Below are 12306 nucleotides of genomic sequence, written 5' to 3'. Positions count from 1 at the left end.
TGATACAATTTGATTCAAGCAATCGACGTTTGTGTATCACTTTAAGGAACACGATGGCGACTTCCCGCGACTCGGAACTCCCCTCTGCGCGCATCACCCGGCTGGCGCGCGGGCTCAAGCTGGGTGCCAATTCCCTGCTGGTGACGCTGTACGGCGACGTAGTGGCGCCGCGGCCGCAGGCGGTGTGGCTGGGGAGCCTGATCCGCCTCGCCGCACCGTTCGGCATCAATGACCGGCTGGTGCGCACGGCCACCTTCCGGCTGACTGCCGACGACTGGCTGAGCGCCACCAGGATCGGACGGCGCAGCTACTACGGACTGTCTGAAGCCGGCCTGCAGCGCGTGCTGCACGCGGGCAGGCGCATCTATGCGGGCGAGGCCGCGGAGTGGGACGGCCGCTGGACGCTGGTGATGGTGCGCGGCGACGTGCGCGCCACCGTGCGGCAGAAACTCAAGCGGGAACTGCTGTGGGAGGGCTTCGGCGCGATTGCGCCGGGGGTGATGGCGCATCCGAGTGCAGACCTTGGGTCGCTGCGCGAGATCATCGGCGCGGCGCGCGCGCAGGATTACGTGGCGGTGATGGAGGCAAGCAGCCTGGAAGCGTTCTCGATCCGTCCGCTGCAGGCGCTGATGCACCAGACGTTCAAGCTGGGCGATGTGGCCGACGCGTGGCAGGCGTTGTTGCGGCGCTTTTCACCGCTGGCCGACGAGGCGGCGGAACTGGCGCCGGCGGATGCCTTTTTCGTGCGGACGCTGCTGGTCCATGAATACCGGCGCGTGCTGCTGCGCGATCCCAACCTGCCGGAGGCGCTGCTGCCGCAGGACTGGCCGGGGCGGACGGCGCGGGGGATGTGCAGTGCGATGTATGGGGCGTTGCTGGAGGCGAGCGAGGCATACCTGCATCGGGTGGTGGAGGTGGCGGAGGGCGGCTTGGCCGATGCAAAGCCTGCATTGCGCAAGCGCTTCACACACGCCTGACCTCCTGCAGCCCGCGGGGGCGCTCCCCTCTCCCGCCCGCGGGAGAGGGGCCGGGGTGAGGGCAGGCGCATCCCATCGCGACGCAGGCCGAAATCTGCGATGGCCATGGCGGCTTGGCCCGCCATCGCATCTGCAAATGCCGGCCCTCACCCCAACCCTCTCCCGCAAGCGGGAGAGGGAGATGGATGGCTAGTACGTCTCCAGATGCAAGCGCCCTTCCCGCTTCAGCCCTTCAGCCAGCGATTCCCAGTTCAGCCCCGCCTGCTGCGCCACATCGCGCAAGGCCAGCACCACGCCCTCTTCCATGCTCTTCAGCCCGCAGACATAGAAGTACGTATCCGGTGAAACCAGCAGCGCCGCCAGGTCCGCCGCGCGTTCGCGCATCAGGTCCTGCACGTAGCGCCTGGGCTGCCCCGGCGTGCGCGAGAACGCCAGGTTGATGTCGATGAAATCCTTCGGCAGGTTCTGCAGCGGTCCGAAATACGGCAGCTCTTCCTTGCTGCGCGCGCCGAAGAACAGCATCAGCTTGCCGCCGTCGAATTTTCCGGCCTTGCGCAAGCGGCGACGCCATTCCGTCATCGCCCGCATCGGCGCGCTGCCGGTGCCGGTGCAGATCATCACGATGTTCGAGCGCGGATGGTTGGGCATCAGGAAGCTGGCGCCGAACGGGCCGATCACCTCGACCTTGTCGCCCACCTTCAGGTCGCACATGTAGTTCGAACCGACACCGCGCACCGGCTTGCCGTCGTGGTCCTGCAGCACCCGCTTGATGGTCAGCGACAGGTTGTTGTAGCCCGGCCGCTCGCCGTTGCGCGGACTGGCGACGGAGTACTGGCGCGCGTGGTGCGGGCGGCCGCCGGCGTCGGTGCCGGGCGGCACGATGCCGATCGACTGGCCTTCCAGCACCGGGAACGGCGTGGTGCCGAAATCCAGCACGATGTGGTGGGTATCGTAGTCGCGGCCGACCTCGGTCACGCGCACATTGCCGGTCACGGTGGCGATGATGGTCTTGCTCGCCGACTTCGCGCCGTACAGGTTGGTGTAGGCATGGGCGGCGGACCAGGGCGGCACGGTGGCGCCATAACGGGCGCTGTTGAAGGCTTCCTCGACGGTGCCTGCCAGCGGCGATGCCGCGGGAATCTCCGGCACTGCGGACTGCATGTCGGCACCCGGGGCCATGTCGGCGAGCTGCCCGGGCGACAACGGTTCCGGCAGTGCGTCCCATGTCAGCTGTTCGTCGACACTGTAGGCGCGCAGCTTCGGCATGTCGCGCCAGTTGTCGATCGATCCCGTCGGACACGGGGAAATGCAGGCCATGCACAGGTTGCACTTGTCGGCATCGACCACGTAGTTGCGCGAGTCGTGCGTGATCGCACCCACCGGGCAGGTGGCTTCGCAGGTGTTGCAGCGGATGCAGATCTCGGGATCGATCAGGTGCTGCTTGATGACTTGAATTTCTGCCATGTCCATGGCGGTCTCCAGAATCAGAGTGCTTCGCGGGCATGCATCCCGTCCCCAACGGTGTTCCCCTCTCCGGGTGAGGGGTGGTTTAAGCACCGGCCCTTCGTTGATGCTCCCGCCCTCACCCCCGCCCCTCTCCCGCAAAGCGGGAGAGGGGAGAAAACAGGCAGCACGGAAGCAGCCGTGTCGATCAGTTAAACCGCACGTACTCGAAATCCACCGGCTGCCGGTTGATACCCATCACCGGCGGCGCGATCCAGTTTGCGAACTTGCCGGGCTCGACCACGCGGCCCATCAGGCTGGCGACGAAGGCGCGGTCGCCGTCGGTGGGCAGCCACTGGTCGCGGAAGTCGCGCCATTCGGCGTCGGAGATCACGCGGCCGTCGGGCGACACCTTGACGCCGGCGAGCGCGCCGATATTGCGGTGGAAGGCCTTGTGCGGCACCTTCAGGCGGAACGGGATGCCGGCCTTGTCGATGACCTTGTTCCAGCGCTCGATGCCGGCCATGCTGTCCTTGATGTAGTCGTCGCGCAGCACCTCGTTGAGCGCGTTCAGCATCGGCACCTCCTTCTCGGTCAGCTGGCCGTTCTGCGCCTGCAGCACGCGGTAGGTCTGGCCCTTCAGCACGTGGTCGTCCATGCGCTTGCCTTCCTCGTAGCGGCCCTTCAGGCCAGTGCTGTAGAAGGTGGCGGCGTTGCTGGACTCGTCGGCGCCGAACAGGTCGATGGTGACGCTGTAGTGGAAATTCAGGTAGCGCTGCAGCGTCGGCAGGTCGATCACGCCCGCGGCGCGCAGCCTGGCCGGATCGTCGGTCTTCAGCTCGTTCATCACCTGGCAGGTGCGCTGGATCACGCGCGACACACCGCTCTCGCCGACGAACATGTGGTGCGCTTCCTCGGTCAGCATGAATTTGGTGGTGCGTGCCAGCGGGTCGAATGCGCTCTCGGCCAGCGCGCACAGCTGGAACTTGCCGTCGCGGTCGGTGAAGTAGGTGAACATGAAGAACGACAGCCAGTCGGGCGTCTGTTCGTTGAACGCCTGCAGGATGCGCGGGTTGTCCTGCTGGCCGCTGCGGCGCTCCAGCAGCGCTTCGCCCTCCTCGCGCCCGTCGCGGCCGAAGTACTTGTGCAGCAGGTAGACCATGGCCCACAGGTGGCGGCCCTCTTCCACGTTCACCTGGAACAGGTTGCGCAGGTCGTACATGCTGGGCGCGGTCAGGCCAAGGTGGCGCTGCTGCTCGACCGAAGCGGGCTCGGTGTCGCCCTGCGTCACGATGATGCGGCGCAGGTTGGCGCGGTACTCGCCGGGCACGTCCTGCCAGGCGTCCTCGCCCTTGTGGTCGCCGAAGTGGATCTTGCGGTTGGCCTCGGCCGGGTTCAGGAAGATGCCCCAGCGGTAGTCCGGCATCTTGACGTGGCCGAAGTGGGCCCAGCCCTGCGGATCGACGCTGATCGCGGTGCGCAGGTAGATGTCGTGCTGGTGCGAGCCTTCCGGGCCCATGTCGTTCCACCAGCTCAGGTAGTTGGGCTGCCATTGCTCGAGCGCGCGCTGCAGGGTGCGGTCTTCGCTGAGGTTGACGTTGTTGGGGATCTTGTCGCTGTAGTTGATGCCGGACATGGTGGTCTCCGTTTCCGTTATGCGGGCGATTCGGTATGCGTTCGGGCGGGCGGTCAGACCCGGTTCCAGTCGAAGGCGGCCTTGTCGCCCTTGCCGTAGACCTTGAGCGCGCCCTTGTCGCCGACCGCGTTGGGGCGCTGGAAGATCCAGTTCTGCCATGCGGTCAGGCGGCCGAAGATGCGCGTGAACATGTTTTCCTGGCCGTTGAAGCGCAGGTTGGCTTCCATGCCGGTGAGCGCATCGGGCGACATCGCCACGCGCTCTTCCAGCGCGATGCGGACTTCGTCGTTCCAGTCGATATCGTCGGGGTTGGCGGTGACCAGGCCCAGCGCCCAGGCGGCGTCGGCATCGAGCGGCTGGCCGGCCCTGGCGCGCACCGCATCGAGCGCGGGCTGTTCGTCGTAGAAGCGCCGTCCCAGGCGGCTCTGGCCGGTGGCCATCGGGTACAGGCCAAAGTTGACGTCGGCCACGGTGATCTTCGGCGCGCGCGCCTCGTCGTCCGGCAGCGCCAGGTGGTAGCTGCGGTCGCACGCCAGCGCCAGTTCCAGGAAGGTGCCGGCAAAGCAGGAACCCGGCTCGATCAGCGCGAACAGGCTGCGCGACGACACGTCCAGGCGGCTCAGCGTGCGGCGCAGCAGGCCGATGGTCTCGCGCACCAGCCAGTGGTCCTGGTGCGCCAGCAGGGTGGCGTCGCTGGCCAGCACCGCGGTGGCGTCGCCGGCGGTCTTGATCAGCCAGGTGCCGATGTCCAGCTCGTTGGTACGCATCGACAGGATCGCGTCTTCGAGCTCGCGCGCCAGTTGCAGCGGGTACCAGCTGGCGCCGGCTTGCACGATCGCGTCGATGCCCTGCGGCTGCGCGCCCGTCGGTGCCTTCACCGTGAAGGTGGCGGTGCGGCCGGCGCGGTCGATCTCGATCGTCACATGGGTGTAACGCAGCGCATCGGCTTCGATGGTCCGCTCGATCGGCGCGAGCGCGACACCCTTCGCATCGGCCGGGCGGTCGCTCTGCGCGGCCAGTGCCAGCGCGCGCTCCCGCACCTTCTGCGCGAATACCGCGGGCTTGGCGATATCGTCGACCAGGCGCCAGTCCTTGGCGCGCTGGCCGCGCACGCCTTCGGTGGTGGTGCAGAAGATATCGGCGAGGTCGTGGCGCACATGGCGCTTGTCGGTCACGCGGGTCAGGCCGCCGGTGCCCGGCAGCACGCCCAGCAGCGGCACTTCCGGCAGGCTTACCGCCGACGAGCGGTCGTCCACGAGCAGGATCTCGTCGCAGGCCAGCGCCAGTTCATAGCCGCCGCCGGCGCAGGCGCCGTTGACCGCGGCCAGGAACTTCAGGCCGCTGTGTGCCGAGGAATCCTCGATGCCGTTGCGGGTCTCGTTGGTGAACTTGCAGAAGTTGACCTTCCACGCATGGCTGCTGACGCCGAGCATGAAGATATTGGCGCCGGAACAGAACACCTTGTCCTTGCCGCTGGTGATGACCACGGTGCGCACTTCCGGATGTTCGAAGCGGATGCGGTTGAGCGCATCGTTCAGTTCGATATCGACGCCAAGGTCGTAGCTGTTGAGCTTGAGCTTGTAGCCGGGACGCAGACCGGCGTTCTCGTCGATATCCACCGCCAGCGTGGCGACGGGGCCGTCGAAGGCCAGCTTCAGGTGCTTGTATTGGGAGGGATCGGTCTGGTAGTCGACGCGGGGGGCGGTGGTCACGGCGGGGTCTCCTCTGCGAAACTGCACTATCGTGCATCAACGGGTATCTGGCTTGAACGAACTATAGTTCATCGAACGGATTTTCCGCAAGCACTATTGTGCAGATTTCATGCGGCGTGACCGGCAGTACTCCCGTCGTCCCGTGATTGCGCCAGTGCCGTCACACCGGCATGCGCAATGCCTGGCGCACCAGCCCGCGCAGCCCGGCAAAGGTGGCATCGAGCGGCTGCGCGCTGGTGTCCAGCGAAAACTCGGCTTTGGAATAGAACGCGGCGCGGCCGGCCAGGATCTGGCGAAGGTCCTCCATGGCCTCCTTGCTGGCGGCCATCGGGCGGAAGTCACCCTGCGCCCGCACCCGCTCCATATGGTGTTCCGGCTCGGCCCGCAGCCATACCGTGGTGCAGTGGGCCAGCAGCAGGTTAAAGGTGGCGGGGTCCGACACCAGGCCGCCGGGCGTGGCGATCACCGCTTCGGGATAGATCTGGATGGCTTCCTCCAGCGCGCGCCGCTCGTAGCGGCGATAGGCATTCATGCCGTACAGGCCCTGGATCTCGGAGATGCTGCAGCCGGCGAATTTCTCGATCTCGCGGCTCAGTTCGACGAACGGGAAATCCAGGTCTTCGGCCAGCATCCCGCCCAGCGTGGTCTTGCCGGCGCCGCGCAGGCCGATCAGCGCCACGCGCGGGCTGCGCGCGGCCTGGGCCGCATTCTCGCCGCCGGTACCGAGCAGCTCGCCCACGGCGATGCGCACGCGCCGCAGCGTGGCTTCGTCACGGTGTTCCAGCAGTTCGCGCAACAGGACCCATTCCGGCGACGACGTGGTGACGTCGCCCAGCAGCCCGGCCAGCGAGCACTGCAGCGCCTCGGCCACATGCTGCAGCACCAGGATGGAGGCGTTGCCGCTGCCGTACTCCAGGTTGGCGAGATGACGCTCGGAGACGCCGGCCGCCTGCGCCGCGGCCTTGCGGGTGAGGCCGCGGCACGCCCGCTGCGCGCGCACGCGCTCGCCCAGGGACACCAGCAAGGGGTTTTTCTCCGGCCCGTTGGCGGCGACGCCGCTTGAACCATGCTGCAGTTCCTTATCCGGGGTTAACCCAGATTCATGCAATATAGTGCTTGACATGATTTCCCTGCGGCTCTATTTTTCATACATGCACAATAATGCATGACGCCGGTGAAGGCAACCGGCGCCTCAGATGGAGCCCCCAGTCCTATGTCCCCAACAGAATTCCGCGGCCAGATCGCGCAGCTCACCGCGCAACTGGCCGGCCGCCCGCTCGATGCCGCGCTCGATGCCTGGCTGAACGCCGAGCACGGCGCCGGCAGCCCCACCTACCAGCAACTGATGGCGTCATGCCGGGCCGGCGTGGCCGAGGGCTGGCTGTGCGAGCGCGAAGGCGGCGGCATCCGCTACGGCCGTATCTTCAAGCCCGCCGACGACCTGCACGGCTTCTCGGTCGACGTGGTCGACATGCACGACATCGCCGGCCCGCACCACACCCACCCCGAGGGCGAGATCGACCTGATCATGCCGCTCGATGGCGACGCGCGCTTCGACGGCCGCCCCGCGGGCTGGCTGGTGTGCCCGCCGGGCAGCGCCCATCGCCCCACCGTCAGCAACGGCCGCGCGCTGGTGCTTTACCTGCTGCCGCAAGGCCGCATCGACTTCACGCGCTGAGATCGACCATGACCGAACTCCTTTCCAATTACCTCGGCGGCAGCTGGCAGCATGGCAGTGGCGCCGGCACCGCGCTGCTCGACCCGGTGCTCGGCAACGAACTGGTGCGCGTCGACGCCACCGGCCTGGACCTGGCGGCCGGCTTCGCCTTTGCCCGCGAGCAGGGCGGCGCCGCGCTGCGCGCACTGAACTACCGGCAACGCGCCGCGCTGCTGGCCGAGGTGGTCAAGGTGCTGCAGGCCAATCGCGATGCCTATTACGACATCGCCACCGCCAACAGCGGCACCGTGCGCAACGACTCCGCGGTCGACATCGACGGCGCCATCTTCACGCTGGGCGCTTACGCCAGGCTGGGCGATACGCTCGGCGACCGGCATTTCCTGGCGGACGGCGAAGCGGCCCGGCTGGGCAAGGACCCGCTGTTCCAGTCGCAGCACGTGCTGGTGCCCACGCGCGGCGTGGCGCTGTTTATCAATGCCTTCAACTTTCCGGCGTGGGGCCTGTGGGAAAAAGCCGCTCCGGCGCTGCTGGCGGGCGTGCCGGTAATCGTCAAACCCGCTACCGCGACGGCCTGGCTGACCCAGCGCATGGTGCGCGACGTGGTCGAGGCCAAGATACTGCCGGCGGGCGCGCTGTCGGTCGTGTGCGGCAGCGCCGCGGGGCTGCTGGACGCGCTGCAGCCATTCGACGCGGTCTCGTTCACCGGTTCGGCCGATACCGCGGCGGTGATCCGCTCGCATCCGGCCATCGCCCGGCGCTCGGTGCGCGTGAACATCGAAGCGGACAGTATCAATGCCGCCGTGCTGCTGCCGCAGGACGGCCCCGGCAGTGCCGCCTTCGATTTGCTGGCGAAGGAAGTCGTGCGCGAGATGACGGTCAAGTCCGGGCAGAAATGCACCGCGATCCGCCGCGTGTTCGTGCCCGAGGCGCTGTATGCGCAGGCTGCCGAGGCCATCGGCGCGCGGCTGTCGAAGGTGACCGTGGGCAACCCGCGCCACGACTCGGTACGCATGGGCGCACTGGTCAGCCGCGCGCAGTTCGACGCCGTGCAGGCGGGTCTGGCCGCGTTGCGCACGCACGCGCAAGTGCTGCATGACGGCGCGCGCCAGCCGCTGGTCGATGTCGACCCGGCGGTGGCCTGCTGCCTCGGCCCGACGCTGCTGGGCGCAAGCGATGCCGACGCGGCCGCCGCGGTGCACGACACCGAAGTGTTCGGCCCGGTCGCCACGCTCCTGCCCTACCGGGATACGGCCCATGCCCTGGCCCTGGTGCGCCGTGGCCAGGGCTCGCTGGTGGCCTCGCTCTATGGCAGCGACGCGGCCGCGCTCGGCGCCGCCGCGCTGGAACTGGCCGACAGCCATGGCCGCGTGCATGTGATTTCACCCGACGTGGCGCAGTTGCACACCGGCCATGGCAACGTCATGCCGCAATCGCTGCACGGCGGCCCGGGCCGCGCCGGCGGCGGCGAAGAGTTGGGCGGCCTGCGCGCCCTGCACTTCTACCACCGGCGCAGCGCCATCCAGGCCAGCACCGCGGTGCTCGGCAGCCTGGGCTGACCGCGGCCTGAGCGATCCGGCCCACTTTTTTCCCGCGTCGCCACATCCGCATGGCGGCGCGCGGCACACCGTACACCAGCAACGGGGAGACAACCCATGAACGCCACGCCCGCAGCGCCACCGGTCCCGCCACCCGGCGCGACCTTCAACTTTGCCGCGCACCTGCTCGCCTGCAATCTCGCGCGCCCCGGCAAGGTGGCCTATGTCGACGACGACGGCCAGCTCACCTATGGCGAACTCGACCAGCAGGTGCGGTGCCTGGCCGCGGCGCTGCTCGCCGCCGGCCTCCGCCGCGAAGAGCGCGTGCTGCTGCTGATGCACGACTGCACCGACTGGCCGGTGTGCTTTCTCGGCGCGATGTACGCCGGCATCGTTCCCGTGGCCGTCAACACCTTGCTGACCGCCGACGACTACGCCTACATGCTGCAGCACAGCCGCGCGCAGGCGGTGCTGGCCTCGGCGGCGCTGCTGCCGGTATTGCAGGAAGCGCTGGCGCGGCCCGGGCATGAGGTGCGGCAGGTGCTGGTATCGCGTGCGAAAGACGCATTGCCCGATGGCATGGCGACGCTGGAAGCGGCGCTGGCCGCGCAGGCACCACTGCCCGCGCCCGCCGCCACCGGATGCGACGATCCCGGGTTCTGGCTTTACTCGTCGGGCTCGACCGGCCAGCCCAAGGGCGTGGTGCACAGCCACGGCAATCCCTACTGGACCGCGGCGCTCTATGCCGGGCCGGTGCTCGGCCTGAACGAGCGGGATGTGTGCTTCTCCGCGGCCAAGCTGTATTTCGCTTACGGCCTGGGCAACGGGCTCAGCTTTCCGCTCAGCGTCGGCGCCACGGTGGTGCTGATGGCCGAGCGGCCCACGCCCGATGCCACCTTCCGCCGCTGGCTGCAGCACCAGCCGACGGTGTTCTTCGGCGCGCCGACCGGATACGCCGGCCTGCTCGCGTCGCCGGCGCTGCCGGCCCGCGCCGAGGTCGCGCTGCGGCTGTGCTCGTCGGCCGGCGAAGCGCTGCCGGCGGACCTCGGCGAGCGTTTCACCGCGCATTTCGGCTGCGAGATCATCGATGGCATCGGTTCCACCGAGATGCTGCATATCTTCCTGTCGAACCGTCCCGGCCAGGTGCGCTACGGCACCACCGGCTGGCCGGTGCCGGGCTACACCATCGAGCTGCGCGACGAAGACGGGCGCCCGGTGCCCGACGGCGAGATCGGCGACCTGTATATCCACGGCCCCAGCGCCGCGATGATGTACTGGGCCAACCGCGAAAAGTCCCGCGAGACCTTCCGCGGCGGCTGGACCAAGAGCGGCGACAAGTACGTGCGCAACGCCGACGGCAGCTACAGCTACGCCGGGCGCAGCGACGACATGCTCAAGGTCAGCGGCATCTACGTGTCGCCGTTCGAGGTCGAGGCCACGCTGGTGCAGCATCCCGCGGTGCTCGAAGCCGCCGTGATCGGCGTGCCGGACCGCGACGGGCTGGTCAAGACCAAGGCCTTCGTGGTGCTGAAGGCGGGCGCGCAGCTGGGCGAGGACGAACTGAAGGCCTTCGTCAAGGAACGGCTGGCCGCCTTCAAGTACCCGCGCGCGATCGCCTTCGTCGAGGCGCTGCCCAAGACCGCCACCGGCAAGATCCAGCGCTTCATGCTGCGCGAACGAGAACTGCAGGCCGCCGCAGAGCGTGCCGCCGCGGTGGCGTGAGCGGCAACTCCGCCCTGCCGCCACCCCAACCATCCGGAGACAAACCATGCGTCAGATCGATGTCCACCAGCTGGCCGACACGGCCCGCTTCAACCGCTTCCATGCGCTGATCCTGTTCTGGTGCGCGCTGATCATCATCTTCGACGGTTATGACCTGGCCGTGGCCGGCATCGCCCTGCCGTCGATCATGAAGGAGATGGGCGTGACCGCCACCAGCGCGGGTTTCATGGTCAGCTCGGCGCTGTTCGGCATGATGTTCGGCGCGATCTTTCTGGGCACCGTGGCAGACCGCATCGGGCGCCGGCGCGCCATCGTCATCTGCATCGCGCTGTTCAGCGTGTTCACCGCGGCGGCGGGCCTGACCAGCGACCCCGTCAGCTTCAGCATCACGCGTTTCCTCGCGGGGCTGGGCATCGGCGGCGTAATGCCCAACGTAGTGGCGCAGATGACCGAGTACTCGCCGCGCAAGCTGCGCGGCACGCTGGTGACGCTGATGTTCAGCGGCTATTCGGTCGGCGGCATGCTCGCCGCGCTGCTGGGCAAGGGGCTGATCGAAAGCTACGGCTGGCAGTCGGTGTTCCTCGCCGCCGGCCTGCCGGTGCTGCTGATCCCGCTGGTGCTGCGCGCGCTGCCGGAATCGATGCCTTACCTGATCCGCACCGGCCAGACGGCCGCGCTGCAGTCGGTGGTGTCGCGGCTGGCGCCGTCGCACCGCCCGCAGGCCGGGGATGTCTTTGTGCTCCCCGCCGATGACGGCGAAGCCCGCGCGGCCGGCGGCACGCCCATCCGCCGCCTGTTCCAGGACGGCCGCGGCGTCAGCACGGTGATGTTCTGGGTCGCGTTCTTCATGTGCCTGTTCATGGTGTACGCGCTCAGCTCGTGGCTGGCCAAGCTGATGGCCGGCGCCGGCTACAGCCTGGGCTCGGCGCTGACCTTCGTGCTGGTGCTGAACTTCGGCGCCATGCTGGGCGCCATCGGCGGCGGCTGGCTGGCCGACCGCCTGCCGATCAAGCACGTGCTGATCGGCATGTATGCGCTGGCGGCGGTATCTATCACGCTGCTGGGCTATCCGATGCCGACCGCCGCGCTGTTCGTGGTGGTCGGCCTGGCGGGCGCGTCCACCATCGGCACGCAGATCGTCACCTACGCCTACGCGGGCCAGTTCTACCCGATGGCGGTGCGCGGCACCGGCATCGGCTGGGCTTCCGGCGTGGGCCGCAGCGGCGCCATCCTGGCGCCGATCGTGATCGGCGTGCTGGTGGGAATGTCGCTGCCGCTGCAGCAGAACTTCATGGCGATGGCGATCCCGGCGGTGATCGCGGCCGGTGCCGTATCGATGATCAACCACCGGAGGTCGGCCTCGGCGCAGGCGGAAGTCGCTGCGCCGGTGCGGGCGGCGGTGCGGGAGGCCTGAGGAAAAATTGCTTGTGACTTGAGTCCTTCCGCATGCCCCTTGTTTGCTCCCTCTCCCGCTGGCGGGAGAGGGTTGGGGTGAGGCCAGGCGTATCGACGAAGTACAACGTGCCGGTCCGCGCGTGCCTGCCCTCACCCCCCGCCCCTCTCCCGCAAGCGGGAGAGGGGAGCAAACCGGCAGCCTGGCGAA

Annotated in this window: 9 protein-coding genes; 5 read left to right on the top strand and 4 right to left on the bottom strand. The window is 68.2% G+C overall.

The window, feature by feature from the left end; translation table 11 throughout:
- Positions 1-53 precede the first annotated feature (53 nt).
- Positions 54-977 carry a phenylacetic acid degradation operon negative regulatory protein PaaX gene (gene paaX / locus A3AG_RS0127275; RefSeq protein WP_018008457.1) on the top strand — a complete coding sequence of 308 codons (924 nt, stop codon included), beginning with the start codon at positions 54-56 and terminating at the stop codon, positions 975-977.
- Positions 978-1166: 189 nt separating this feature from the next.
- Here paaX and boxA read toward each other — a convergent pair whose 3' ends face one another.
- From boxA to A3AG_RS0127255, 4 genes are all read right to left on the bottom strand, one after another.
- Positions 1167-2447, bottom strand: a complete 1281-nt coding sequence (boxA, locus tag A3AG_RS0127270) for a benzoyl-CoA 2,3-epoxidase subunit BoxA (protein WP_018008456.1) — start codon at positions 2445-2447, stop codon at positions 1167-1169.
- 181 nt (positions 2448-2628) lie between these two features.
- On the bottom strand, positions 2629-4056 hold the full coding sequence (boxB, locus tag A3AG_RS0127265) for a benzoyl-CoA 2,3-epoxidase subunit BoxB (RefSeq protein ID WP_018008455.1): 1428 nt from the start codon (positions 4054-4056) through the stop codon (positions 2629-2631).
- A gap of 53 nt (positions 4057-4109) precedes the next feature.
- Positions 4110-5768 carry a 2,3-epoxybenzoyl-CoA dihydrolase gene (gene boxC, locus A3AG_RS0127260; RefSeq protein WP_018008454.1) on the bottom strand — a complete coding sequence of 553 codons (1659 nt, stop codon included), beginning with the start codon at positions 5766-5768 and terminating at the stop codon, positions 4110-4112.
- A 160-nt stretch (positions 5769-5928) separates the two neighbouring features.
- Positions 5929-6891 (bottom strand): helix-turn-helix transcriptional regulator, encoded by a 963-nt coding sequence (locus A3AG_RS0127255; RefSeq protein WP_018008453.1) that lies wholly within the window; start codon positions 6889-6891, stop codon positions 5929-5931.
- 90 nt (positions 6892-6981) lie between these two features.
- Between A3AG_RS0127255 and A3AG_RS0127250 the strand changes: the two genes are divergently transcribed.
- The 4 genes from A3AG_RS0127250 to A3AG_RS0127235 all read left to right on the top strand — a co-directional run bounded on the left by A3AG_RS0127250 (position 6982) and on the right by A3AG_RS0127235 (position 12117).
- Positions 6982-7446, top strand: a complete 465-nt coding sequence (locus A3AG_RS0127250; protein ID WP_026164510.1) for a DUF4863 family protein — start codon at positions 6982-6984, stop codon at positions 7444-7446.
- An 8-nt stretch (positions 7447-7454) separates the two neighbouring features.
- Positions 7455-9002: a 3,4-dehydroadipyl-CoA semialdehyde dehydrogenase gene (locus tag A3AG_RS0127245; RefSeq protein WP_026164509.1), complete on the top strand. Its 1548-nt coding sequence runs from the start codon at positions 7455-7457 to the stop codon at positions 9000-9002.
- A 96-nt stretch (positions 9003-9098) separates the two neighbouring features.
- Entirely contained in the window at positions 9099-10703 is a 1605-nt protein-coding gene (locus tag A3AG_RS0127240; RefSeq protein WP_018008452.1) for a benzoate-CoA ligase family protein, read from the top strand.
- A gap of 46 nt (positions 10704-10749) precedes the next feature.
- On the top strand, positions 10750-12117 hold the full coding sequence (locus tag A3AG_RS0127235; RefSeq protein ID WP_018008451.1) for an MFS transporter: 1368 nt from the start codon (positions 10750-10752) through the stop codon (positions 12115-12117).
- The last annotated feature ends 189 nt before the right edge of the window (positions 12118-12306 follow it).

Source organism: Cupriavidus neocaledonicus (assembly GCF_000372525.1).
Classification (GTDB): domain Bacteria; phylum Pseudomonadota; class Gammaproteobacteria; order Burkholderiales; family Burkholderiaceae; genus Cupriavidus; species Cupriavidus neocaledonicus.
Note: the sequence above shows the minus strand (reverse complement) of the source record. Positions and strands in the feature narration are given on the sequence as shown.

Bases quoted from the DNA above. Each gene is read 5' to 3' on its own strand.
- A3AG_RS0127240 (WP_018008452.1), top strand. From the start codon at position 9,099: ATGAACGCCACGCCCGCAGCGCCACCGGTCCCGCCACCCGGCGCGACC.
- A3AG_RS0127235 (WP_018008451.1), top strand. From the start codon at position 10,750: ATGCGTCAGATCGATGTCCACCAGCTGGCCGACACGGCCCGCTTCAAC.
- paaX (WP_018008457.1), top strand. From the start codon at position 54: ATGGCGACTTCCCGCGACTCGGAACTCCCCTCTGCGCGCATCACCCGG.
- boxA (WP_018008456.1), bottom strand. From the start codon at position 2,447: ATGGACATGGCAGAAATTCAAGTCATCAAGCAGCACCTGATCGATCCC.
- boxB (WP_018008455.1), bottom strand. From the start codon at position 4,056: ATGTCCGGCATCAACTACAGCGACAAGATCCCCAACAACGTCAACCTC.
- A3AG_RS0127255 (WP_018008453.1), bottom strand. From the start codon at position 6,891: ATGTCAAGCACTATATTGCATGAATCTGGGTTAACCCCGGATAAGGAA.
- A3AG_RS0127245 (WP_026164509.1), top strand. From the start codon at position 7,455: ATGACCGAACTCCTTTCCAATTACCTCGGCGGCAGCTGGCAGCATGGC.
- A3AG_RS0127250 (WP_026164510.1), top strand. From the start codon at position 6,982: ATGTCCCCAACAGAATTCCGCGGCCAGATCGCGCAGCTCACCGCGCAA.